23 protein-coding genes are annotated in these 24,558 nt (G+C 72.3%); 8 read left to right on the top strand and 15 right to left on the bottom strand.

The genetic code is table 11. From position 1 onward, the window contains the following. Positions 1-91: 91 nt before the first annotated feature. Positions 92-2,386: an alpha-amylase family glycosyl hydrolase gene (locus Z052_RS11485; protein ID WP_099289027.1), complete on the top strand. Its 2,295-nt coding sequence runs from the start codon at positions 92-94 to the stop codon at positions 2,384-2,386. 118 nt (positions 2,387-2,504) lie between these two features. Beyond that, positions 2,505-3,566 carry a TrmB family transcriptional regulator sugar-binding domain-containing protein gene (locus Z052_RS11480; protein ID WP_094495262.1) on the top strand — a complete coding sequence of 354 codons (1,062 nt, stop codon included), beginning with the start codon at positions 2,505-2,507 and terminating at the stop codon, positions 3,564-3,566. 94 nt (positions 3,567-3,660) lie between these two features. On the opposite strand, the gene Z052_RS11475 is transcribed toward Z052_RS11480, so the two are convergent. From Z052_RS11475 to Z052_RS11435, 9 genes are all read right to left on the bottom strand, one after another. After that, complete coding sequence (locus Z052_RS11475) at positions 3,661-4,749, bottom strand: hypothetical protein (protein WP_094519244.1); 1,089 nt, start codon at positions 4,747-4,749, stop codon at positions 3,661-3,663. 24 nt (positions 4,750-4,773) lie between these two features. Then, positions 4,774-5,598 (bottom strand): FAD-binding protein, encoded by an 825-nt coding sequence (locus Z052_RS11470; protein WP_099289026.1) that lies wholly within the window; start codon positions 5,596-5,598, stop codon positions 4,774-4,776. 175 nt (positions 5,599-5,773) lie between these two features. Then, the gene (locus Z052_RS20520; RefSeq protein WP_169514834.1) at positions 5,774-5,950 is read right to left on the bottom strand and encodes a hypothetical protein; all 177 of its coding nucleotides are present in this window, start codon (positions 5,948-5,950) and stop codon (positions 5,774-5,776) included. Next, a complete protein-coding gene (locus tag Z052_RS11460) occupies positions 5,951-7,132 on the bottom strand; it encodes an ABC transporter substrate-binding protein (protein ID WP_099289025.1) in 1,182 nt (393 codons plus the stop codon). Between the two features lie 84 nt (positions 7,133-7,216). Then, a complete protein-coding gene (locus tag Z052_RS11455; protein WP_089307965.1) occupies positions 7,217-8,155 on the bottom strand; it encodes an ABC transporter ATP-binding protein in 939 nt (312 codons plus the stop codon). Beyond that, positions 8,156-9,373: an iron ABC transporter permease gene (locus Z052_RS11450; protein WP_099289024.1), complete on the bottom strand. Its 1,218-nt coding sequence runs from the start codon at positions 9,371-9,373 to the stop codon at positions 8,156-8,158. Then, positions 9,363-10,379, bottom strand: coding sequence for an FAD-dependent oxidoreductase (locus tag Z052_RS11445; RefSeq protein ID WP_099289023.1), 1,017 nt, complete (start codon positions 10,377-10,379; stop codon positions 9,363-9,365). Before Z052_RS11445 ends, Z052_RS11450 begins: the two co-directional genes overlap by 11 nt. Next, positions 10,376-11,614: an ABC transporter substrate-binding protein gene (locus Z052_RS11440; RefSeq protein WP_094521028.1), complete on the bottom strand. Its 1,239-nt coding sequence runs from the start codon at positions 11,612-11,614 to the stop codon at positions 10,376-10,378. Before Z052_RS11440 ends, Z052_RS11445 begins: the two co-directional genes overlap by 4 nt. A 164-nt stretch (positions 11,615-11,778) precedes the next feature. After that, positions 11,779-12,693: a serine/threonine-protein kinase RIO2 gene (locus Z052_RS11435; RefSeq protein WP_049932388.1), complete on the bottom strand. Its 915-nt coding sequence runs from the start codon at positions 12,691-12,693 to the stop codon at positions 11,779-11,781. A 146-nt stretch (positions 12,694-12,839) separates the two neighbouring features. On the opposite strand from Z052_RS11435, the gene Z052_RS11430 reads away from it, so the two are divergent. The 4 genes from Z052_RS11430 (at position 12,840) to Z052_RS11415 (ending at position 16,168) form a co-directional block, all read left to right on the top strand. Then, on the top strand, positions 12,840-13,688 hold the full coding sequence (locus Z052_RS11430; protein WP_094521027.1) for a biotin/lipoate A/B protein ligase family protein: 849 nt from the start codon (positions 12,840-12,842) through the stop codon (positions 13,686-13,688). 188 nt (positions 13,689-13,876) lie between these two features. After that, entirely contained in the window at positions 13,877-14,713 is an 837-nt protein-coding gene (locus tag Z052_RS11425) for a deoxyribonuclease IV (protein WP_094521026.1), read from the top strand. Positions 14,714-14,797: 84 nt separating this feature from the next. Then, positions 14,798-15,292 carry a hypothetical protein gene (locus Z052_RS11420; protein ID WP_094521025.1) on the top strand — a complete coding sequence of 165 codons (495 nt, stop codon included), beginning with the start codon at positions 14,798-14,800 and terminating at the stop codon, positions 15,290-15,292. Positions 15,293-15,361: 69 nt separating this feature from the next. After that, positions 15,362-16,168 carry a class I SAM-dependent methyltransferase gene (locus Z052_RS11415; protein ID WP_086220344.1) on the top strand — a complete coding sequence of 269 codons (807 nt, stop codon included), beginning with the start codon at positions 15,362-15,364 and terminating at the stop codon, positions 16,166-16,168. A gap of 448 nt (positions 16,169-16,616) precedes the next feature. Here the strand turns inward: Z052_RS11415 and Z052_RS11410 are convergent, their stop codons facing one another. The 3 genes from Z052_RS11410 to Z052_RS11400 are packed head-to-tail and all read right to left on the bottom strand — an operon-like array spanning position 16,617 to position 19,649. Further along, entirely contained in the window at positions 16,617-17,261 is a 645-nt protein-coding gene (locus Z052_RS11410) for a hypothetical protein (RefSeq protein ID WP_049932397.1), read from the bottom strand. Between the two features lie 51 nt (positions 17,262-17,312). After that, positions 17,313-17,840 carry a Mut7-C RNAse domain-containing protein gene (locus Z052_RS11405; protein ID WP_094519598.1) on the bottom strand — a complete coding sequence of 176 codons (528 nt, stop codon included), beginning with the start codon at positions 17,838-17,840 and terminating at the stop codon, positions 17,313-17,315. Further along, positions 17,841-19,649, bottom strand: coding sequence for a helix-hairpin-helix domain-containing protein (locus tag Z052_RS11400; RefSeq protein WP_099289022.1), 1,809 nt, complete (start codon positions 19,647-19,649; stop codon positions 17,841-17,843). Between the two features lie 115 nt (positions 19,650-19,764). Here Z052_RS11400 and Z052_RS11395 point away from each other — a divergent pair, with 115 nt between their 5' ends. Together Z052_RS11395 and Z052_RS11390 are read left to right on the top strand one after the other, a co-directional pair. Further along, complete coding sequence (locus tag Z052_RS11395; protein WP_049932401.1) at positions 19,765-20,187, top strand: DUF2237 family protein; 423 nt, start codon at positions 19,765-19,767, stop codon at positions 20,185-20,187. 73 nt (positions 20,188-20,260) lie between these two features. Beyond that, a complete protein-coding gene (locus tag Z052_RS11390; protein ID WP_099289021.1) occupies positions 20,261-21,280 on the top strand; it encodes a hypothetical protein in 1,020 nt (339 codons plus the stop codon). 7 nt (positions 21,281-21,287) lie between these two features. Here Z052_RS11390 and Z052_RS11385 read toward each other — a convergent pair whose 3' ends face one another. The 3 genes from Z052_RS11385 to Z052_RS11375 form a co-directional block, all read right to left on the bottom strand. After that, a complete protein-coding gene (locus tag Z052_RS11385; RefSeq protein ID WP_094495250.1) occupies positions 21,288-22,529 on the bottom strand; it encodes an MFS transporter in 1,242 nt (413 codons plus the stop codon). A gap of 149 nt (positions 22,530-22,678) precedes the next feature. Further along, positions 22,679-22,951, bottom strand: a complete 273-nt coding sequence (locus tag Z052_RS11380) for a hypothetical protein (protein WP_049932405.1) — start codon at positions 22,949-22,951, stop codon at positions 22,679-22,681. Between the two features lie 92 nt (positions 22,952-23,043). Next, entirely contained in the window at positions 23,044-24,435 is a 1,392-nt protein-coding gene (locus Z052_RS11375) for a signal recognition particle protein Srp54 (protein WP_049932406.1), read from the bottom strand. Between the last annotated feature and the right edge of the window lie 123 nt (positions 24,436-24,558).

Here is a 24,558-nt window from a genome sequence, read left to right as displayed (position 1 = left end):
GCCGCCGCTGCGTATGAAGCTTTGGTGTAATTATTGTTCACGCGTTTGCCGAACGGAAACCCTCAAATCGCGCCGCGCCGACAGGCGGGTCGTGTACGAACCCGGCCCCCCGCGAACGACGAGCGTCGGCGAGTCCGTCGAGCTGGCAGCGCGGTCCCCGGACGCCGACGGCACGTACCGCTGGCGCGTCCGCGACGCGCCCGCCGACAGCGCGCTCTCCGCTGGAGACGGCCCGGACCCGGACGCGACCGGCCCGCCGAGCACGGCGACGGCAGCGGGTTCGGCGCCCTCGACCGCGGTGCTCCGCGCGGGCGAGACGAGCCGCGACGACGATCCGGTCGTCTACCTCGCGCCCGACGCTCCCGGCACGTACGTCCTCGCGCTCGACGCGCCCGACGGGACGCACCGACAGCGCGTCCGGGCCTTCCCGGACGAGCGACGGGAGACGGAGATCCGCGTCCCGGCCGCCGACATCCCGACGGACGGCGACGACGAGGTCGACCGCGTCTCCCTGCTGTGGCCCCACAACGAGAACCGACTCGGGCTCGACCGGGCCGAGCGCGACGGCGACGAGTGGGTCGCGACGGTGCGGGTCCCGCCCGGACGCCACGGCTTCGGCTTCGTCCCCGACGGCGACCGCTCGGCGGCGTACCACGGCGACTGCGAGGTCTCTGGCCCCGGGCGACCGCGGATATCGCTCGACGCGGCCGTCGTCGAGGGCGACGGCCCCGAGGAAAGTGACCGGCTCCGCCTGACGGCCGAGATCGAGCCCGCGCCCGCCGTCGACGACGTGGAGCGCGCCGGCGATCCGGACGCCCTCGACGTGACGTTCCTCGTCGACGACCGCGACGCCGACCCGGAGACAGTGGCGGCGATCGAGTCGCGCGCCGACGGCCGGACGCTCTCGGTCCCGCTCGACGAGCTCCCGGACTCGGTCCGGATCCGCGCGGCCCCGCACGGTGAGCGGTACGGGGCTGCGGAGACGGTGCGGGTGGAGACGGACGCGAGCGACGGAGACGCTGCGGAGGCGACGGCCGCGTCGGTCGCGGTCGCCGACCCGAACCCGACGCCCGAGTGGGCCGAGTCCCCGACGATCTACGAGGTGTTCGTGCGGTCGTTCGCGGGCGACACGCTGCCGACGACGTTCGCGGAGATCGAGCGCCGAGTCGAGTACCTCGACCACCTCGGCGTCGACGCGCTCTGGCTCACGCCCGTCCTCGCCTCGCCGACGGACCACGGCTACCACGTCACCGACTACTACGACACCGCCGCGGACCTCGGCTCGCGCGAGTCGTTCGAGTCGCTCGTCGACGCCTGCCACGACGCCGGCATCCGGGTCGTCTTCGATCTAGTGATCAACCACACCTCCCGCGACCACCCCGCCTTCCAGCTCCACTCGGCCGGCGTCGACGCGTACGCGGACCACTACCGCCGGACCGACGCGGTCGCCGACGTGACCGGGATCGACTGGGCCGAACTCGACGGGGGCGCGGCGCCCGACTACTACTTCGAGTGGGGCCGCATCCCGAACCTCAACTTCGACAGCCCGGCGGTCCGCGGGTGGCTCCTCGACGTGGTCGACGAGTGGGCCGGCGTCGTCGACGGCTTCCGCGCCGACGTGGCGTGGGGCGTCCCGCACGGCTTCTGGAAGGAGGTGGCAGACCGCGTGCCGGACGACACGCTGCTCCTCGACGAGACGCTGCCCCACGACCCCTTCTGCGGCGAGGGGGAGTTCCACCGCCACTACGACACCTCGCTGTACGAGACGCTCCGCGCGGTCGGCGCGGGCGAGGAGCCGGCCGACGCGGTCGAGGCCGCCCTCGCGCGCGGCGAGTGGCTCGGCTTCGACGACGGCCGCTCGCAGATGCGGTACGTCGAGAACCACGACGAGGACCGCTACCTCGCGGAGTACGGTCGCGACGCGCTCCGCGCCGCCGCCGCGGTGACGTTCACCCTGCCGGGGGCGCCGATGATCTACGCCGGGCAGGAGCGCGGCAACGAGACGTACCGCGGGCCGATCCGGTGGCACGACGGCGACAACGATCTCACCGACTTCCACCGGCGGCTGGTCGCGCTGCGCGGGGCCGAACCGCTCCTCCGCGACGGCGACGTGACGTTCGAGGGTCGCGCGGCCGACGTGCGCGTCGTCGAAGGGGACGCGGAGCGGGTGACCGCGTACGAGCGGACGCCGGCGGGGGGAGACGGGAGCGAGGCCGATCCCCTGCTCGTCGTCGTCAACTTCGCGACGGAGCCGGCGACCGTCGCCGTCCCCGACGGGGTCGAGACGGACCTGCTCGGCGACGGAAGCGCGGTGGACCGCGACGGCGGCGGCGACGGCGATGCCGGGGTCCGGGTCGCGGTCGACGCCGCCGCCGTGCTCCGGTGACCGGTCGACGCCGCCGCCGTGCTCCGGTGACCGGTCGCCGTCGCCGTCGCCGCCGTCGCGGAGCGGCGAAGCCGCCCGGTACCGACTCCTATAAGTGTCGCTCGCCAGAGGCGTGCGTATGGACGACCGGACGCTGACCGACCTCCTCCGTCGCTTCGGACTCTCTGATAAGGAGGTCGACACCTATCTCAGTCTGCTCGAACACGGCGAGGCGAAGGCGAGCACCGTCGCCGACGCGGCGGGCGTCTCGAAGCGGTACGTCTACAGCGTGAGCGAGTCGCTAGCGGAGCGCGGCTTCGTCGAGGTGAACGACCACGTCGTGCCGACGACGATCCGGGCGAACCCGCCGGACGAGGTGATAGACCGGCTCCGGTCGGACGTGGACGCGATGCGACCCGGGCTCGCGGAGCGGTACTCCCGCGTGGAGCGTCAGGCCGAGCAGTTCGAGGTGATCAAATCGCGGGTCACGGTAATCAAGCGGATCCGGTCGCTGCTCGCGGACGCCGAAAGCGAGGTGACGCTCTCGATCACCGCGAAGCAGCTCCCCGAGGTGCGCGAGGCGCTCGCCGACGCGGTCGACCGCGGCGTCCTCGTCCTGCTCGTCGTCTCCGACGCCGACGCGAGCCTCGACGCGGACGACCCCGCGCTGTCGGGCGTCGCGAACGTCGTCCGGACGTGGAGCGAGGCGATGCCGACGCTGCTCACGGTCGACTCCGCGGCCGGTGTCGTCTCCCCGCCCGAGCTCCTCCGGCAGTCGACCACCGACCGACAGGCCATCGCCTTCGCCCAGGAGCAGCTCGCGCCCGTGATCGTCGGCTCCTTCCTCGGGAACTACTGGCCCGCCGCGACCGAGATGGCCGTCGCCGAGCCGGCGCCGCTCCCCGTCGAGTACACCGACTTCAGACACACCGTCCTCCAGGCGACCCTGCGGCTCCGCGCCGGCGACCCGCCGCGGGTGACCGTCGGGGGGCGGTGGACCGACGACGACGAGGCGGCCGAGATCGTCGGCCGCGTCGTCGAGACGAAACAGGGGATGGTGGAGCCGAGGAACAACGAGTTCCCGGTCGAGCACTCGCTCGTCGTCGAGACCGACGACGGCGAGGTCACCGTCGGGGGACAGGGCGCGTTCGTCGAGGACGTCGAGGCGGACCTCGTCCGGATCGAGTCGGACGAGGAGTAGGGCGGCGACGCGGGGTTCCGGAGGGCCGGGACGCGGACCCCGAGACGCGGAGATCCGGAACACGCGGCGGAGCGACGCGTCCTCCCGGCGGCGGTCAGCTCTCCGAGGGAACCGACGAGCTCGACGGGCCGCCGTCGAGGGAGGGAGCGTCCGGATCGACCCTGAACCAGCAGTCCGACCCGGTCGCGTCGCCGCCGCCCCCGAGCAGCGCCACGCCGGCGAGCCGACCGCGCGGGTCGCGGCGGCACACCTCCAGCGCCACCGGCAGCGTCGGGACGCGGCCGTCCGTCGGAGACAGCGCGTACCCGGAGACGCGGACGGTCGCGCCGCGCTCGGCCTCGGCGGCCCGGTCGGGGTCGTCGGCGCGTTCGGAGCCGCCGACGCGCTCGTAGTCCTCGACGAGGCCGACCGCCGCGAGCCGGTCGAACGCGGCCGCGACCGGGTCCGCGGCCGGCGTCGGCCCGGGGTCTGGGAGGCGCTCGGCGGCCGCGGACAGCACCGTCGCCTGCGCCTCCGGATCGAGGTGGCGGTCGAGCGCTATCGCCGTCGCTTCGAGCAGGCAGAGACAGAGGTCGTCGGGGTCGGAGAGCCGTTCCGCGAACGCGAAGTACGCGTCCATCACCGCCGACTCGACGCGGTCGTGGCCCGCCGCGGAAAGCGCCTCGAACGCCGCCGCCGCCGCGGCGTGACAGAACTCGACGCGGTCGCGGCGCGGGCCCCGTCCGGGCGGTCTGGACCGGGTCGGTGCGTCGGGGTGCGGATCCGCGTCGCCATCGAGGGCGCTCCCGTCGCTGCCCTCGGCGTCGCGGTCGCCCTCGGCGGGACGGTCGTCGACGGCCTCCACCACGCGGTCGGTCAGCTCGTCGGCCGCGCCGACGTCGAGGTCGGGGACAAATCGGTCGAGGCCCGGGTCCCCGGTCGCCGTCCCGGTCGTCGGCTCCGCGAACTCCTGTCTGACGATCACGTCGTAGAAGGGGAGTTCGGGGTCGTACCGACGGAGCGTGTCGCGGTACTGCTCCGTCGCCCGGGCCGCCGCGCGGGCTGTCTCGCGGCCCTCGAAGCGCAGCCCCGCGGCCGGGACCGGCCGGTCGCCGTACCGGGCGCAGACGAGCGAGAACTCGCCGTCCTCGCCCGCGAGCGATTCGATGTGGTCCGCGATGTCGAGTAGCGTGGTTCCGATCACGGTTGGGTGGGTGGTCGCGTGCGGTCAGTCCTCCAGGCTCGGGTGCGTCTCCTGCGGGTCGGGGTGTGGCTCGGCGAACCGGTCGCGGGTCGCGTCGAGCGCGGCCGACTCCCGCGCCTCGCGCTCGGCGGCGGCGATCTCCTCGCAGCCCGGCGGCACGTCGCGGTCGCGGTCGGTGAAGTACCCCTCCGGCGCGACCCAGTCGTGGTAGAACGGCTCGTCGGACTCCTCCAACAGCGTCACGGCGACCTCCGCGCCGTGGCCCGCGCACACCGCCGCCTGGTGGGGTTTGCGGGCGAGCCGTCCCGCGGCGTACAGCCCGTCGACGCCGGTCCGCCCGCGCTCGTCGGCGTCGACGTACGCCTTCCCGCGGTCGACGATATCGACGCCGTCGAGCTCCGTCAGATACCCCACCTCGTTCTTCGTCGCCGCGACGACCTGTCGGGCACCGATCCGGTCGCCCTCGTCGGTGGTCACGGCGAAGCGGGCGCCGTTCGCCGCGTTTCCGGCGTCGGCCGCGTCGGGGTCCCCGTCGGCGAGCGAGACCCGCGTGACCCGGGCGTCGAGCCGGTCCGCGCCGGCGGTCTCCGCCTGCTCGCCGAGCAGGTCCAGCAGGCGGCGCGGGTCGACGCCGAGCGGGAAGCCGGGGAAGTTCTCTAGGCGCGCGTTCCGCCGGAGGATCGACCCGCCCGGGTCGACGACGAGCGTGTCGAGCCCCTGCCGAGCGGTGTACACGGCCGCAGAGAGCCCGGCGACGCCGCCGCCGACGACGACCGCGCCGCGCTCGCGCGGGCGCTCGTCGGTCGGGCCGTCCGGGCCCTCGACCGCTCCGGTCGCGCCCGCCGTCATCGCTCGCTCACCCGTCCACGTCCGAAGGCGTCGCCGGTCCGATCGCGGTTCGAGTTCATACCCGTTGACGCCGCCGCGACGAGATACGGCCTTCGGTCGCGGGTCGCGTCGCCGACGCGACCCGAGCGGGCCGAGGCGTCGATCGGGCGCGCCGGAGCGGCCGACGATCCCGCGGTCATCGGCGAACTCGGACCGGCCGCTCCGCGGCGATGAAGGGCTCGTCGCGGTCGGTCGCCGCGAACGCGATCCCGCCGCACTCGCCGCGCTCGACGCGCCACGTCGGCAGCGCGGGCACGTCGTAGTCGGTCGGGTCGCCGTACGTCGCCGCGACGGTCCACTCGCGGGCGCGCATCTACAGCTCTCCGTTGATCGCGTCGGCCACCCGTTGCCGGTCGAACAGCCGCTCGTCTTCGGGGATCTCCGGGTACGGGCCCTCCTCGTAGCGGGGCCACGCGCCGAACGCGTCGGGGTACAGCTGCTTCGCGGTCATCTCCAGCTGGAAGAGGTTCAGGATCGGTCCCTGATACCGCGCGCCCTGCGGGTGGATCCGGTCGTTCTTCACCGCGGTGACCTCCGAGCCGACGGGGTCCTCCTCGAAGGCGGCCCGCCGCCCGGCCATGTCGGTTCCGGGCTCGAAGCCGCCGAGGTAGAGGATCACGTCGGGGTCGGCTTCCAGTATCGTCTCGAAGTCGACGACCGTGCCGGACTCGACGCCCCCTCCGAAGGCGTCGCGCGGCCCGAGCGGGCGCGTGTGCGACGTGAGGAAGCCGGGGTTGCTCAGCGTGTACGCGTAGATCTGCTCGATGTCGGCGGCCGCGACCATGATCGCGGTCGGGCGCTCCGACTCCGGCGGGAGCCCATCGTCGATCGTCGCGAGGAGCTCCTCGCGGACGGCCGCGAGCGCCTCGTAGCGCTCGCGCTCGCGGAACGCCTCCGCGACGATTTCGAACTGCTCCCAGAGGCCGTAGTACTGGTACCCGTCGGCCCACTCGCCCGTCGGCTCCTGGTGGCGGTCGGAGAGGGAGTTGCCGAACCACGGCGAGACGCGCTCGGCGATCTCGTCGACGTCCTCGCGGCTCCACGCGTCCTGCCGGGTGATCCACGCCGGGTCGGCGAGGTGGACGTCGCTGTCGAGTTCGTACAGCTTCTCCTTGTCGGGCTGCCACGAGGAGTAGAGCCCCGACCAGTCGAGCGAGACGCCGGGGAGCCGCTCGACGAACTGGTTCCAGAGCCCGTCGTAGTAGTCCGACGCGTGCATCGCGGTGAGCCCGTCGCTCCGTCCGAGGGCGAACGCCATGCCCGCGTGGTGAGTGAGCCGCGTGAACACCGTCTCGGGCGGCGACTCGAACGTCACCTCGCCGGTCGGCGAGATCGACGCGGCGTAGCTCTCGTCGCCGCCGTCGGACCCCGACGGATCGGACTCCGCGCCGCCGCCGGCACAGCCGGCGAGTAGTCCGCCGAGGGCGACCGTCCCGCCGTACTTCGCGAACGCTCTCCGGGTGTGTCCGTCGACTGCCTCGTCGCTTCTGCGCATACTTTTAGGCTAGCCTAAACCAATTTAACCGTTCCGATCTTTAGGGCGACCTAAAACCGTGTCGCTCCCCCGCACCGGTTCCGGTCACTCTTCGTGGCGCGCGCGGATCGGCGTGACTCGCGGCCCGCGGTCGGTGTCGACCACGTCGGCGTCGACGCGGAACACCTCGGAGAGCAGGTCCTCCGTGACGATCTCCTCCGGCGGGCCGCGCGCCCGGACTTCCCCGCCCTTGAGCGCGACCACGCGGTCGGCGAGCCGCGCGGCCTGCTCGATGTCGTGGAGGACGACGACCACGGTGACATCGCTCTCGTCGCGGAGCGTCTCGATTACCTCCATCACCTCCATCTGGTGGTGAAGGTCGAGGAACGTCGTCGGCTCGTCTAAGAGGAGCACGTCGGTGTCCTGCGCCAACGCCATCGCGATCCACGCCAACTGCCGCTGCCCGCCGCTCAGGCTCCCAACCTCGCGGTCGCGCAGGTGGCCGCAGCCCGTCAGGTCGATTGCGCGCTCGACCGCGCGAGCGTCCTCCTCGGTCGTCCGCTCGAAGAACCCCCGGTGCGGGTAGCGACCGTGGTACACGAGGTCCTCGACGGTGATGCTCTCGGGCGACGTGCGCTCCTGCGAGAGCAGCCCGAGCCGCTTCGCGAGCGGCTTCGCGTCCATCGACTGGACGTCGCGCCCGTCGAGCAGGACCGAGCCGTCGTCGGGCGCTATCTGGTCCGCCAACCCCTTCAGGAGGGTGCTCTTCCCGGAGCCGTTCGGCCCGACGAGCGCCGTCACCGCGCCCGGCTCGGCCGCGATCGACTCGCCGTCGATCACCGGCTCCGGGGCGGTCGGGTAGCCCACCACGAGGTCCTCGGCGTTGAGGTCGCTCGCGTCGGTCGCGTCGCCGGCTCCGGTCGGTCCGGTCGCGTCACCGGCCCCTGTCTGTCCGGTCCCGTCGCGCGGGCCGTTCGCGCCGCGCGTTTCGGTCTTGCCGCTCGATCCCTCCGGTTCGGTCGCGTTCGCACGGAATATGGACACTCAGAGCTCACCCACGTTCTGCCGCCGCCGCATCAGGTACAGGAAGTACGGGCCGCCGACCAGCCCGGTGACGATCCCCACCGGGATCTGTGCGTCCGCGCCGGTTAGGACGCTCACCCCGAGGCGCGCGCCGACGTCGGCGCCGACCATCAGCGCCGGGCCGACGAACAGGCAGCCGACGATCACCCGCTTGTAATCGCTGCCGACGAGATTCCGGACCACGTGCGGGACGATGAGGCCGACGAAGCTCACGATCCCCGCCACCGCGATGCTGGCGGCGGCCGCCAGCACGGCGACGCCGGAGAGCGCGAACCGGACCCGCTCGATCGACATCCCCAGCGACTTCGCCGTCTGCTCGCCGAGGAGGAGGAGGTTCAGCTGCCGCGAGCCGACGAGCGACAGCACGACCGCCACGAGCGTCCACGGGAGCGCGGTCCGGACCTGCTCCCAGTCGGTCCCCGTCAGCGACCCCGTCGTCCACTGGATCGCCGACTGGACGACGCCGATGTCGTCGGCGAAAAAGAACAGCCCCGTCTGGAGGCTGTTGAAGACGGTCCCGACGATGACGCCCGCGAGCACGAGCCGGACCGGGCTCGTCCCGTTCTTCCACGCGATAGCGTAGACGATCAGGAACGCGACCGATCCGCCGAGCGCCGCGATCAGCGGGAGGAACGCCGAGAGCCCGCCGAACACGACGAGCGTGAGCAGGATGGTCAGCCCGGCGCCCGAGGAGACGCCGAGGATGAACGGGCTCGCGAGTTCGTTGCGCGTCACCGCCTGGAAGATGGCGCCGGAGACGGCGAGGTTCATCCCGACGACGACGGCGACGAGCACTCGCGGCAGGCGGATGCTCCAGACGACGAGCGTCTCGCGCGCGAGCTCCGGCAGCTCGCCCCGGAACCCCGTAACCGCCCGCATCGGCTCCTCGCCGAGGAGGAAGTTGAGGAACCACCGCGGGTCGAGCAGGACGGCCGGGTCGAGGACAGCCCGCCACGCCTGCCCGACCGTCATCGAGTATGCCCCGAAGCTCACCTGAACGAGCCCCGCGAGGACGACTATGAAGAGGCTCACCGCGGCCACGGTCGCGAGCCGCGGCTCGAAGAGCCACCCGAGCCGACCGCGCCCGCCCGGTCGCCTCGCGGTCGACTCGCCGCTGACCGCCCGACCCTCGCCCCCCGTCACCCGCCCGCCGTCGGTCCGCGACCCCTCACCGCTCATCGCGGGCCTCCGTCGGCTCGCGGCGCGTCGACCCGTCGCCGCCCGCGTACGCCGCGACCGCCCCGTCGTCCAGCGCGTCGAGCAGCGCGGCGGGCCCGTGTGCGTCGACGACCGCCTCGGGGTCGAGTCGCTCGGCGAGCGCGCGGTGACCGGCCGCGGCGCGCGCGGCCGCCTCGTCCGCGTCGACGTACGCCGACAGGGCGTCGTCGACCGCGGCCTCGCGGACGCGCGCGAACCGCTCGGAGTCGGGGTCGACCGGGCCGTCGGCGTGGGTCTCGTCGAACCACTCGACCCAGCGCTCCCGGTCGGTCCACTCGCCCTCGCGCTCGGCCTCGCGGCGGACCCAGTCGACGCCCTCGGCCGCCGCCGGCCACCAGCCGTCGTCGATCCGGGCGTCGGCGACCACCCGCTTGCCGACCCGCGCGCCCCGGCCCGCGGCCGTGACCGCCTGCCGGTCCGCGTCCGACGGAGACGCGACGTACAGCCCCTCGACCGGCGTCTTCCCGTCTCGGTCCGCGTACTCCCGGTCGAAGTCCTCGCGCGTCTCGCCGTCGCGATCGCGTGCCTCGAACATCGCGCCGTCCTCGTCGAGCCCGCGGAGGTACTCGCCGTCATAGCGCGTCGCCGCGACCACCCGGCGGGCGGTGACCGGGTCGCCCTCCTGCGGGGTCACGACGAACCGAGGCGCGTCGCCCTCGGGGGGCTCTCCGGGCCCGCCGTCGGTCGCCCGCTCGACGGTCTCGACGAGGTCGTCGACGACCGCACAGCCCGCCCGCTCGGCCTGCTCGCGCATGAGGTCGGAGAGGATTCCGACGTCGATGCCGGCCGGAAAGCCGGGGTAGTTCTCGAGGTGAGCGCACCGCGCGAGCGACGACCGGCCGCGGTCGAAGACGGTCACGTCGAGGCCGTCGCGCGCGGCGAACACCGCGGCGGCGCAGCCGGCCGGCCCACAGCCGACCACGACGACGTCGCGGTCGGCGGCCTCGGGCTCGGCGGGACCGCTCATTCGCCCCCTCCGGCGACGATCGAGGCGACCTCGCCGCGGTCGAACAGCTGTTCGTCGGCGGGGATCTCCGGGTAGTCGTCGCCGTGTTCGTACGTCGGCCACTCACCGAACCGCTCCGGGAACAGCTGTTTCGCGGTCATCTCCAGCTGGAACAGGTTCATGATCGGGCCCTGAACCGGATCGCCGGAGGGGTAGAAGCGGTCGTTCGCTATCGCGGAGAGGTCGCCGGCGACCGGGTGGTCCGACAGCTCCTCGCGGACAGCGCCCACGTCGTAGTAAGAGGCGATCCCGTACTGGTGGAGGACGACGTCGGGGTCGACCTCCAGCAGTCGCTCGTGGTCGTATGCCGTCTCGTAGGTGACGTCGTCGCCGGCGAACGCGTCGGGCACGTCGAACGGACGCACGTGCGCGTTCGCGAACCCCGGCTCGTCGGTCCGCGAGGGGTAGTAGGTCCCGTCCATGTAGATGAGCGTCGCGACGGTCGGCCGCTCCTCGGCCGGGGGGAGGTCGCTCCGGATCGTCTCGATCAGGTCCTCGCGGACCGCGTCGAGCGCGGCGAAGCGTTCCGACTCTCGGAACGCGGCGGCGACCCGCTCGCCGATCTCGGGGAGGGTGTAGTACTCGTACCGGTCGCGGTACGCCTCGGGCGGCGCGGCGTGCCGGCGGCTGTAGCTGTTTCCGAACCACGGCCCGACGCGCTCCCGGACCTCGGCCACGTCCTCCTCGTCCCAGCCGTCGAAGGAGGCGAACAGCGCCGGGTCGGCCAGGTGGAGGTCGGAGTCGAGCTCGTAGAGGAGCTCGCGGTCGACCGAGATGCCCCCGCTCGAACCGGAGTTGAGCTGCGTGATCCCCTCGCGATCGAAGGAGACGCCGTCGAGGTTCGCGTAGTAGGCGTCGAGCGTGTTCCCGCCCGCGTCGGCGTCGAACCCGAGAGAGTTCACCGCCCCGCCGTGGCCGAGCGCCACGGCGAGGTCGGCGTACAGCAGGCTGTACACCGACACGCTCTCGGGGACCGCGTCGAACTCGACCTCGCCCACCGGGGCCATCGCGGCCGTGTACGTGTCCGGCGAGTCGCCGCCGGAGCCTCCGTCCGCGGAACCGGCCTCATTCTCGGACCCGCTCGGCGTCGTCTCCCTCCCGCTACACCCGGCGAGGAGCCCCGCGCCGGCGACGGCGCCGCAGTACCTGATCGCGTCGCGTCGCGTGCCGGTGAGTCGGTCCGCGTCTGGTTGCATACGATTTAGGCCACCCTAAAGGATTAAAGCGGTTTCGAATCTTAGGTATGCCTAAAACCTCGCCAGACGGTCGGCGAGACCCCGCGGACCGGTGCGGACGTGACGAACGGCAGCCGAGCGGGACGAACCGCGGCCAAGCCGGATTTCGTATCGCGCTATCCGCTTTATTCGGCGCCGAACGACCGCACGCTCTCGAACGAGCCGTCGGCGATAGCGGCGGCGATGCCCTCGATGTCGGCCTCTCGCGGCACCTCGTGCGGGTACTTCCGACCGAAGTACCGGACGAGGTTCTCCACGTCGCGTTCGAGGAACTCCCGCGCGTTCTCGTGGTCGACGGGCACCGCCTGCGGCCAGTCGAAGATGGTGATCCCGCTCTCGGCGACCGCGACGTTGTGCTCGGAGGCGTCGGCGTGGATCCAGCCGAGTTCGTGGGCGGTCGCGAGTTCGCGGCAGATCAGATCGAGGACGCCGACCGCCTGCTCGGGGTCGAGCTTCGCGCGCGAAAGTTCGACGCCCGCGAACTTCTCCATCACGATGGCGTGTCGGTTGTGGTCGACCGGCCGGGGGACGGAGACGTCCGGATACAGCGACTCCATCGCCTCGTACTCCCGCTCGGCCGCCTTGCGCGCGGTGTACAGCCACGAGACGTGGTCCCGGTCGGCGGTGTACTCGCGCTCGCGGTTCACCTCGCGGAAGTTGGTGTACCCCTCGCGGTGGTACTTCAGGGCGAGCGGCCGGAACGACTGCGCCTCGTACACGTCGCCCTCCTTGCCGAGCCCGAGCGGCGACCCCACGCCGTCTATCGTCTCCCGCTCCGCGAACGTCCGGAGCGCCAGGGCGTCGTACCCCTCGAAGGTGAGCTGGTACCCCTCGTACTGGATCGTCTTCCGCTCGATCAGCTCGCGGTCGAGGCAGCGGTCGATGCGGTAGTCGACCTCCTCGCGCGTCAGGTCGGCGTAGTCCGGGAGCTTGTCGCGACGGACCCACTCCGAGAAGCGCATCCCCTGCTCGACGCCCGAGAGGAGGTAGAAGTCCTCGGGGTCGAGGTCGGCCATGTCGCCGGCGACGTTTCGCACCATACGCGCCCCTACTCCGGCGATTCGTAAAAGGGGCGCGCGTTCGACGACATCCACTGGTATAGCGTATATCGCGATATCGAATTTTGTTCGGGCCGACCGCTGGGCCGAGCGCAACCGCTTTCGGAGCGGCGGCCGACGGTGTCGACATGACCGCGCCCGCCGTCGACTGGCGGCTGATCCGCGAGGAGACCCGCCCCGGCCCAATGCAGATGGCGTTAGACGAGGTTGCCGCCGAGACCGCCGCGGCCGGCGGCCCCGCCACGCTCCGCACCTACCGCTGGGAGCCGAGCTGTCTCACCCTCGGCCGCCACCAAGACCCGGAGACGGTCGACTGGAGATTCTGCGAGCGCGAGGGGATCGACGCAACGCGCCGGCAGACCGGCGGCGGCGGCATCTACCACGACGAAACGGGTGATATCGCCTACTCTATCGCGGTCCCCGCGGAGACGGTGCCGGGCGAACTGCTCGACTGCTACCACCTTCTTTGCGAGCCGGTCCTCGACGCCTTCGACCGGCTCGGCGTCGACGCGGACTACGTCGACGAGTCGATGCCGGAACTGTATCACCCCGCCTGCTACCTCCGCGAGCTCCACCCGGCACACGACGTGGTGGCCCCGGGACCGGAGGGCGACGAGCTCCGCAAGATCGCCGGCAACGCGCAGTACCGCAAGCGGGAGGCGGTGATCCAGCACGGGTCGTTGACCTTCTCGGTCGACGCGCCGCGGCACCTCGGCGTCTTCGCCGATCCGTCGGTGACTCCCGAGGCGTTCCGAGACCGGGTCGTCGGGATGGACGAACTGGTCGATGTCGACCGCGCGGCCGCGGTGGCGACCGTCGAGGCGGCGCTGGCCGACTGGGCGGACGCGACTCCGGGAGCGACGGTCGACGCGGACGGGTCGTGGACCGACGACGAACTGGAGCGGGCCGAGGAAATCGCCGCGGAGAAGTACCGGAACGAGGAATGGGCCCGGACGCGACCCGGGGGCGGCGCGTAAGATGCGGAAAGCGGGGAGCGGCGGTAAGACGTGGAAAGCGGGAAGCGGCGGCAAGACGTGGAAAGCGGGGAGCGGCGGTAAGACGTGGAAAGCGGGGAGCGGCGGCGGGTGACGGCGGGGACGACCGCGAACGACCGCGGACCGCCCGGTTCCGAAGGGGCTTTTTCGACCGCCCCCGTGTGATCGGTATGAGTCTCAAGGTCGGCGCGCACGTCTCCATCGCCGGCGGCGTGGACAACGCCGTGGCGAACCAGGTCGAGGTCGGCGGCAACTGTGGACAGATCTTCACCCACTCGCCGCAGGTGTGGCAGGACCCGGACATCGGCGACGAGGAGGCCGAACGGTTCCGCGAGGGGACCGAACGCGACTTGGAGGGGCCGTGGGTGATCCACACCTCCTACCTCGTGAACCTCTGTACGCCGAAGGAGGGGCTCCGTGAGAAGTCGCTCGACTCGATGCAAAAAGAGGTCGACGCGGCCGACAAGCTGGGCATCCCGTACGTGAACGTCCACCTCGGCGCGCACACGGGGGCCGGCGTCGAGGGCGGCCTCGATAACGCCGCGTCGGTGATAGACGACCTCGACGTGCCCGACGGCGTGACGATCCTGATCGAGAGCGACGCGGGCGCGGGAACGAAACTCGGCGGCGAGTTCGAGCACCTCGCGGGGGTCATCGACCGCACCGAGACCGACATCGATGTCTGCGTCGACACCGCACACGCGTTCGCGGCGGGCTACGACCTCTCGACGCCCGAGGCGGTCAACCAGACGATCGGCGAGTTCGACGACGTGGTCGGGTTAGAACACTTGGAGTACGTCCACCTCAACGACTCGAAACACGAGTGCGGCACCAACAAGGACGAACACGCCCACATCGGCGAGGGGCACATCGGCGAGGCGGGGATGGAGCGGTTCCTCAACCACCCCGACCTGACGGACGTGCCGCTCGCGCTGGAGACGCCGACCGAGGACGGAAAGAGCTTCGCGTGGAACATCGACCGAGTGCGCGAACTCCGGCGCGACTGAGGCACCGCGACCGAGACGTCGCCGTCTCCGCGGACGCCGTCCGTCCGACGCAGTTTTAAGTTATCTCGCGGGCGATCCGCGGGCATGTCCACCACGAGAGCGCTGCTGGTCGGCCGTCGCCGCGGCCGCGCGGTCGGACTGGTGGTCGGATTCGCCGGGGTCGTGGCCCTCGTGCTCGTCGCCGCCTTCGTCGCCGAGTCGGTCGGCGCGACGACGGCGGCCGCGCTGACCGACCGGCTCCTCCCGCCGTTAGTGTTCTACGCGCCCGGGCCGCTGGCCGCCGCCGGGGCGTACGCGCGCTGCGGGGGACCGGCCTGTCTGACCGTCGGCGTCGTGCCGGCGGTCGTCCTCGGGGGGTTCGTCCTCGTCGGGACGCTGGTCGGCGTCCCCGGCGTCAACGGCGGGAACCCGGCGCTCGGCGACGTGACGGTGAGCTTCGCCGCGATCGGGCTGAGCAGCGCGTTTGTCGGCTACTGCGCCGGGGTGACCGCCGTCCTCGCCGCCGACATGCTGGGATTCGGCGGCCACGGCAGCGGAGGGGAGACGGACGGCGGCGAGGGGGACGCCGACGAGGCGTGACGGCCCGACCGGGAATCGAGCGGCGGTCGATCTCCGGACGTTTATTTTCGCCCGCGCCGAAGCGGGGGCGTGCGACGCTTCTCCGCCGAGTACCTCGAACACACCCGCCGCGGGATGTGGGAGGACGGCCGCGACGCGCTCGCCGACTTGGAGCTATCGAGCCGCGAGCGCGTCCTCGATGTCGGCTGCGGTACCGGAGAGCTGACCCGCGTGCTGGCCGCGGAGACGGACGCGGACGTACTCGGCGTCGACGCGGACCGAGAGCTCCTCTCGGTCGCCCGCGAGGAGAGCGACGGCCGGACTGGCTACCTCGCGGGCGACGCCACGCGGCTCCCGGTCGATGACGACGCGGTCGACCTGGCCGCCTGTCAGGCCCTGCTGATCAACCTCCCGGACCCGACCGCCGCGGTCCGAGAGCTCGCCCGCGTCTCCGGGGACCTCGTCGCCGCGGTCGAGCCGGACAACGCCGACGTGCGGGTGGCCTCGACGGTCGACGCCGAGGAGCGACTGGAGCGCGAGGCCCGCGAGGCGTACGTCGACGGGGTGGACACCGACGTGGCGCTCGGCGACCGGGTCCGCGAGGCGTTCGACGCGGCGGGACTCGTCGACGTGCGCACTCGGCGCTACGTCCACGAGAAGCGGACCGAGCCGCCGTACGCCGAGGCCGCGCTGCGGTCGGCGGCGCGGAAGGCCTCCGGCGCGGGGCTGGCCGACCACCGCGACGAGTTGGTGGCCGCGACCTCCGAGCGCGCGTACGACGACCTCCGCGGGCGCTGGCGCGAGATGGGCCGCGAGGTCGTCGACGCCATCGGCGCCGCGGAGTACGAACGCGTCGAGTACGTCCCGTTCGACGTGACGGTCGGACGAGTGAGCTGAGAGAAAGAGGAAACCAGAACCGACGCCGACGGGCGGTTGTTTATAAGTCAGAGAGGCTGATTCCGAATTTGATAGATAAATAAACGGTAGCAGATCGGCGGCCGACACCGCCAAAGCCCCAGCCGTCCGGGTATAAATGACTGGTTGTAGATCGGCGGCGAACTCCTCCAAAGCCCCAGCCGCGAGGGCTCGCGCGGCTCGTTGCGCTCCTCGCTCGCGTTGCTCGCTGCGGTGCGTACTGCGCCGTGCTTCGCCCTCGCGACTGCCACTTTGAGTCCCGCCCCGCACCGCGCCTCACGCCTCCCCAGCCTCGTCGGCCGGCCTCCGCTTCGCTCCGGCCGGCCGACTCCCTCGCGCGTGCTGTCTCGCGGCCGCCGAGGGCGGCCGCTCGGAGGCGCGCGCCACCGCACCGGGTTCGATTTATAAATAGCGTCGCGGTGCGTCCGCCTTACACCATGTCGCCGCGAACCGAGGCGCCCTCCTGCTCTGTGCGCTGTCGTTTCAACACGTCCGCGGCCTCGGTCGCGGCCTCCTCGTCGGCGCCGAGCATCCCGAGCGCGGCGGGTAGCGTCGGCATCGCGAGCGAGGCCTCGCGGAGGCGGTCGAAGGCCTCGTCGTCGCGCTCGCCGTCGACCCACAGGCAGACCCCGCGGGGGTCGAGCACCTCCTCGTAGGCGTCCCGGGCGAGCGCGCCCTTCAGGCGCTGCCGGACGTTGTCCTCGAAGCCCGCGTTACACACCTCCAAGTGGATCGGCTCGTCGTCGTCAAGGAGTTCGGCCGCGAGGCACTTCTCTGGTGCGGCGTACCCGTTGTCGCTCGTCCGCACGCGGTCCGGGTGCGCCTCGGCCCACTCGGCGTCGACGGTGGTGCCGACGCCCTTCACGCCGTACTCGGCCTCGAACGCCGCGGCCGCGTCGCCGTCGCCGCCCATGATCACGTCCTTGGTGAGATAGACGTCGAGCCGGTCGACCGGGTCGAGTCCGAGCGCCACGTCGCCGAACGCCCACACCTCGCGGACGGGCACCGGCATCGGTTCGCCCGCGACGCGGTCGACGAGCGACTCCAGACGGTCGACGGCCCCTTCGCGTTCCATTGGCGACGACTACGCGTCGGGCGGGCAAACCGGTTACGCTCGGCGGGGCGGTCAGATCTCGTCGAGCCGCGCCGCCACGTCGTCCCAGTGCCCCCCTTTCCAGAACCACTGGCCGCACTCGGTGCAGCGCCACCCCGGGCGCTCCGACCCTACGTCGTCCGGGACGTACTCCGGACGGTCGGCCGACGGGTCGCCGACTTCGAGCGAGTCGACGCGCTCGACGGGCCCGTTACACGAGCCGCACCGCGTCGGCTCGTCGGCGAGTTCGACGCGGAGACCGGCGGCGGCGAGTTCCCGGAGCTGGTCGAGCACGTCGCGCTCGGCGAGGAGGACGGCGTCGACGGCGGGGTCGCCGCGGGGGGCGCGGTCCGCGAGGTCGCGGTCCCGAGTGAGGAGGACGCGGTCCTCGGCGGCCGCGACCTCGCGGAGCCGGTCGTCGGCCTCGGTCCCCCGGTCGAGCGCGTAGGCGGCGTCGTACCCGCAGAGCCGGAGGTAGGTGGCGAGCTTCCCGCACATCACGTCGAGCAGGACCGGCGGGCGGTCGGCGGCCGAGGGGGCGCTCCCGTCCCGGTCCGTCATCTACAGCAGGAACGACCGGAGCCCGTCGAGCGAGCGCGCGTTGAGCACGTCGGCGGCCCGCGCCCACCCCCGCCGCGCGGTGTGGACGCCGTACCGCGCGTTGTCGAGTTCGCGCGGGGCGTGCGCGTCGGTGTTGACGGCGATCGTCGCGCCCGCCTCGACCGCGGCCCGGACGAACTCGCCGTCGGCGTCGAGCCGGGCGGGGTTCGCGTTCACCTCGATGGCGGTGCCCGACGCGGACGCCGCCTCGGCGACCGCTTCCACGTCCGGGTCGAGCCCCGGTCGCTCGTTGATCAACCGGCCGGTCGGGTGGCCGAGCACGTCGACGTGAGGGTGCTCGACCGCCCGGACCAGTCGCTCGGTGGCCGCCTCGGCGTCCTGCCCGAGCGCGGCGTGCGGCGACGCGACGACCAAGTCGAGGGCGGCGAGCGTCTCGTCGTCGGTCGAGAGGTCGCCGCCGGCGTCGATGTTCGCCTCGATCCCGTGGAGGAGCGGGATATCGACTTCGTCGGCCGCCTCGGCGACCGCCGCGGCCTGCGCCTCGATGTCGGACTCGTCGAGCCCGACGCCGCCCACCATTCCCGGTCCGGTCGCGTGGTCGGTGACGACGTGGTAGTCGTAGCCGCGTTCTTCGGCCGCCGCGGCCATCTCGGCGATCGAGAAACCGCCGTCGGACCAGTCGGTGTGGGTGTGGAGGTCGCCGCGGAGCTCGTCCGGCCCGACGAGCGGCGGCAGGCGACCCTCGGCGGCGGCCTCGACCTCGCCGCGGTCCTCCCGGAGCTCCGGCGGGACCGGGTCCATGTCGAGCGCGCGGTAGACCTCGTCCTCGCTCTCCCCCGCGATGCGCTCGCCGGCACGCGTCGCGTCGGCCTCCGCGCCGTCCGCGGCGGCTCCGTCGGCCGCCTCGCCTTCCGCGTCGTCGTCGGCCGCCTCGCCCTCCGCGTCGCTCACGTCGAAGAGCCCGTACTCGTTCAGCTTGCGCCCGCGGTCGATCGCGTGGTTGCGGACGGCGACGTTATGTGCCCGCGACCCGGTGAAGTACTGGAGCGCGGCGCCGAACTCGCCGGGGTCGACGATCCGGAGGTCGACGCGGGTGCCGTCCGCGCGCACGCTCGCCTTCCCGGTGCCCGCCTCGATCGTCGCGTCCGCGGCCTCCCAGTCGGTGAACGCCTCGACGATTGGATCGCGCTCCTCGCTGGCGACGAGCAGGTCGATGTCCCCGATCGTCGGCTTCCACCGCCGGATCGAGCCGCACACCTCGACCGACTCGACGGCGTCGCGGTCGGCGAGGTACGCGAGCGCGTCGTCCGCGACCGGCCGGGCGTCGCCGAGGCGGGTCCGCTCGCGGGCCTCGCGCGCGAACGGGATGTTGTCGAGGATGTTCTCCTCCGTCTTGGCCCCGAAGCCGGAGACCTCCCGGATCTCCTCCGCCTCGGCGGCGGTCTCCAGCTCGTCGAGGTCGCTGATCCCGAGCGCGTCGTACAGCGAGCCGACCGTCTTCGGCCCGACGCCCTCCACCGCGGTCAGCCCGGCCATGTCGACGGGCAGCTCCTCGCGGAGCTCGGTTAATTCTCCGATCTCGCCGGTCTCGACGTACTCGACGATCTTCGCGGCGATGGCGTCGCCGACGCGGTCGATCTCGGCGACCGCGTCCTCGCCGTCGGCCGCGAGCCCCTCGATCGGCGCCGGGTGGTCGCGGACGTTCTCGGCCGCCCGTCGGTAGGCGGTCGGTTTGTACTCGACGCCCGTCGCCTCGAGGAGGTCGGCGAACTCCTCCAACCGCGTCGCGACCTCGTCGTTCCGGCTCATCACGCGACCGTTCGGCGGGACGGCACTTATACCGCCGGGCGAACGCCCGCGATCGGCGCCGTCCGCGGGCCACGTCGACCGGTCGCTTATTCCGACCGAGACCGAACCCGGTAGTATGTCGAGCGACCACGGCGGCGCCGACGGCACGGCGGACCGAAACGTCCTCGGGGGCGAACTGGCCCCCTGCGGCCGCGACCCGACGACCGGCTACCTGCGGGACGGACACTGTCGCGACGTGGACGGCGACGCCGGCGAGCACACGCTCTGTGCGGTCGTCACGGCCGAGTTCCTTCGGTACAGCCGCGACCGCGGCAACGACCTGATCACGCCCCGCCCCGAGTTCGAGTTCCCCGGGCTGGAGCCGGGCGACCGCTGGTGCCTCTGCGTCGGCCGGTGGCTGGAGGCCGCCGAGGCGGGCGTCGCCCCGCCGGTCGTCCTCGAGGCGACGGACGAGTCCGTGCTGCGCGCGGTCGATCCCGACCGACTCCGCGAGCACGAGTTCGACCCGGCGGCGTTCGATCCCGGAACGCTCGACTGAGGTGGGCGCGCGCCGGGGCGGCGTTCGGAGGCGACCCCGGAGGCTTTTTCGCCCCGGCCCGGGACTCCGAGACATGGCCGAGACGGGCGACGCGCCGGACGACAGCGTCCGCGAGCGCGCCGATAGGAGCCGCGTCGCGCTGTGGCTCCTGCTCGACGCCGACCGACGGCTCGTCACGGCCGTCATCCTCTCGCTCGTCTTCCTCGGACTGGTGGCGGCCGGGGCCGTCCTGCCCGGCGCCGCCGAGACCCTCCGCGGCGGCGACTCCGTCGACACGCTGTTCCAAGGGCTCCTCACGGCCACGATCACCGGCGTCACGCTCGTGCTCACGCTGAACCAGCTCGTGCTCTCACAGGAGCTCGGCGCCGTCGGCGACCAGCGCGAGCGCATGGACGGCGCGATGGCGTTCCGGGACGACGCGGCGGCCGTCCTCGGCGAGCCGGTCAGCCCCGCCGAGCCGGCGGCGTTCCTCGGCGCGCTCGTCCGGACGGCGAGCGACCGCGCGACCGCCCTCCGCGAGGCCGTCTCCGGGACGACCGACGCGGAGTTGGCCCGGGCGACCGACGACCTGACCGACGCCGTCGCGGAGAACGCTGTCCGGACGACGGACGGGCTCGACGGGGCTCAGTTCGGCGCGTTCGAGGTGATATCGGCGGTCCTCGACTTCAACTACTCGTGGAAGCTGTTCGCGGCCCGGCGGCTCCGCGAGCGCCACGGCGAGGCGCTGAACGAGACCGCGGCGGCGGCGCTCGACGACCTGATTGAGACGCTGCGGCTGTTCGGCCCCGCCTGTGAACACTTCAAGACGCTGTACTTCCAGTGGGAGCTGATCGACCTCTCGCGGCGGATGCTCGTGTCCGCCGTCCCGGCGCTGCTGACGGCGGCGGCGATGGTCGCCTTCTTCGACGCCGAGCGCTACGCCGGGTCTATCCTCGGCGTCGAGGCCGTCGCGTTCTGGGTGGCGCTCGCAGCCGCCGTCTCGCTCGTCCCGTTCGCGCTGCTTTTAGCCTACATCCTCCGGATCGCGACGGTGACGAAGCGCACCCTCTCAGTCGGCCCGTTCATCCTGCGCGAGACCGACGGCGAGGCGTGAGCGGCCGTCACTCCCTCGACTCGGTCAGCCAGAGCCCGGCTGCGACGGCCGCCGCGACCCCCATCGACACGGCCAGCAGCGCGAACGCCGGGCGGAACCCGGCGGCGTCGGCCACGACGCCGACCGCGCTCGGCGCGAGCGCGCCGGCCCCCATGAGCAGCGTCCGGACCACGCCGAGGCCGCCGCCGGCGAGCCGCTCGGGGAGCAGCTCCATCAGGTAGGCGCCCCGGACCGGGCGGAAGCCGTGCGACCCGAGGCCGAAGGCGGCGACGACCGCGCCGGCCGCGAGCGCGCCGCCGCCGAGCGCGGGGAGCGAGACGAGGGCGACGAGCGTCGCGGCCGCCAGCCCGAGCGTGGCGACCATCACGGGGAAGCGGCCGACGCGGTCAGAGAGATCGCCGGTGACGAGCTGGACGAGCGTCATCGCGAACACGAGCGAGTACAGCAGGCTCGCCGTCGGGCTCGTGAGCTCGACCGCCTCGGAGAGGTACAGCGGCAGGAACGCGACGAGGCCGTTGTAGGCGAACGAGAAGCCGACCGTCACGAGGACGAACGCCGCGAACCGGGCGTCCCCGAACAGCCGGAGGTAGTCGCGCGCCCCCGGATCGCCGCCGTCGTCGCCCTCGTCCGCCGCCCCCGTCGCCGCCGGGGATCCGGCGAGCCGGACCGCGGCGACGGCCGCGAGCGCGACGGCGAGCGTCCCGGTGAGCAGGAAGGGGGCGCGCCAGTCGGCGCCGGGCAGGCGCGCGAGGACGGCCGCGAGCGCGGGCGGCGCCGAGAGGACGGCGACGACGACCGCGGGCGCGGCGACCCCGCCCATCGCGCCGAGCGTGTCGTGCGCGCCGAGCATCCGCCCGGTGCGAGCGGGGTACACGCGGGCGATCAGCCGCACCGAGACGGTCTTGTGGACGCCCGTCCCCGCGCCGATGACGAGCATCGCGGCCACCAGCGCGGCGAAGGGGGCGTCGACCACCAACGCGAGCGACCCCGCGCCCGCGACGAGCGCGCCGGCGACGATCACCCGTACCGGACCCACCCGGTCCGCGACCGCACCGCTCGGGAACTGTAACAGCGCGTACACGATCATGAAGCCGGTGAACGCGGTCCCGACGGTCGCGTTGCTCACGCCGTAGGCGCCCCGGATCGACTCGAACAGCGGCGGGAAGAGGTACCGGACGAACTTCCCGAGGAACCAGACGAGCGAGACGAGGAGGAGGGCGTCGTACTCGCCGATTCGACGGGAGCGCATCGGGCGTTCTTGCCCGGTCGACGGCATAAAAGGTCTGAAGCGTCGGGCGGCCCGCGGTCGCGCGGCGTGTGGGCTCCCGTCGCCGCGTTGCGTTCTCTGTACTCGTGCCGCGTTACCTGCCGCCGCGATGGCGAACGCCGGCGCGGGCGCTATCCGCCACCGCCGCCGTACGACCCCTTCTGCGCCTCTAGCTCGCCCTCGCGACGGCCGTCGGCCTCGTCGGCGTCCGACGGCGGTTCGGCGTCTCCCGTCGACCGGCGGACCGCGAGCACCCACCCGAGGCCGTACGCCGCCGTCCCGCAGGCGACGCCGCCAGCCGTCCCGAGGGCGGACGCCCCGGCGAGCCCCGAGAGGACGGCCACCGCCGGACCGCCGAGGAGGGCGTATCCGAGGTTGTCGGTCACCACGTCGCGCACGGTCACGCCGGCCTCAACTCGCCCCCGTCAGAAGTGTTTTGTCGTCGCCCCGACCGGGCGGAGCGGACAGCCGCACGGGAACCGCCTCGCGGCGCCGCTCAGAACGGGCCCTTGCCGCCGCCCATCATGTCGCCGAGGCCGCCGCCCTCGCCGCCCATCTTCTTCATCATGCGCTGCATGTCGCCCTCGCCCATCCCTTGGAACTGGCTGATCGTCTGTTCCATCATCGAGTGCTGTTCGAGCAGCTGCCGGACCGTCTCCTCGTCGGTGCCCGAGCCGCGGGCGATGCGCTCCGTGCGCGACTGGCCGACGACGCGCGGGTTCTCGAGCTCCTCCTCCGTCATCGAGTCCATGATGCGCTCGAAGCGGCGCATCCGGTCTTGGGTGACGTCCATCGCGTCGTCCGGGAGCTCGTCCATCATCCCGCCGCCGAGCCCCGGGATCATGTCCATCACCTGGTCGAGCGGCCCCATCTTGTTCATCGCGTCCATCTGCCGTTTCATGTCCTTCAGGGTGAACTCGCCCTGAAGCATGTCCTCGGGGTCCCAGTCTTCGTCCTCCTCCTGGGTCTCCTGCATCGCGCGCTCGACGCGCTCGGAGAGCTGCTTCAGGTCGCCCATGCCGAGCAGCCGGGAGATGAACCCCGACGGCTCGAACCGCTCGATGTCCTGGACCGTCTCGCCGGTCCCGAGGAAGGCGATCGAGGAGTCGGTCTCGTTGACCGCGGTCAGCGCGCCCCCGCCCTTCGCGGTCCCGTCGAGCTTGGTGATCACGACGCCCTCGATGCCGATCGACTCCTCGAACTGTCGGGCCTGCTCCTTCGCGCCCTGCCCGATCGCGGCGTCCAAGACGAGCAGCGAGCGGTCGGGGTCGACAACGCCTTCGATCTCCTCGATCTCCGCGATGAGGTCGTCTTCGAGTGCGTGCCGCCCCGCCGTGTCGACGATGTGAACGTCCGCGTCGGCCGTCTCTTCGAGGCCGGTGCGGGCGATGTCGACCGGGTCGTCGTTGTCGGGGTTCCCGTAGAAGTCGACCTCCGCGCGCTCGCACATCTGCTTCGCCTGGTCGTACGCGCCCGGCCGGAAGGTGTCGGTCTGGACGACCGCGGGCCGGAGCCCCTTCTTCGAGAACCACCACGCCATCTTCGCCGCGGAGGTCGTCTTCCCCGACCCCTGGAGGCCGGCGAGGAGGATCGTCTGGTTTTCTAAGGGGAGCTCGGTCGAGTCGCCGACCAACTCGACCATCTCCTCGTAGACGATCTTGAGGACGTGGTCCTTCGCCGTGGTGCCGCCCGGCGGCTCCTCTTCGAGCGCGCGGGACTTGATCGAGTCCGACAGCTCCATCACGAGGGAGACGTCGACGTCGGCGGACAGCAGGGAGCGCTGGATCTCCTTGACGATCTCCTCGACGTCGCTCTCGGAGAGTCGGGACTTCCCCTGGAGCTTGTCGAGGCTGCTCCGCAGGGACGTGCCGAGGTCGTCGAGTACCATTTGCCGGAGCTAGGCAGGCGACGCGGTAAAGCTTTGTTCGTCGGCGGGCGCTGCGAGGAGGCCGCGTCGAGGGCAGCGACTGGGACCTCGACGGGAGAGAGCGGCTTCGAGAGACGGCGGTGT

It is taken from the genome of Halorubrum sp. C191, from assembly GCF_002727095.1.
Taxonomy (GTDB): Archaea; Halobacteriota; Halobacteria; order Halobacteriales; family Haloferacaceae; genus Halorubrum; species Halorubrum ezzemoulense.
Note: the sequence above shows the minus strand (reverse complement) of the source record. Positions and strands in the feature narration are given on the sequence as shown.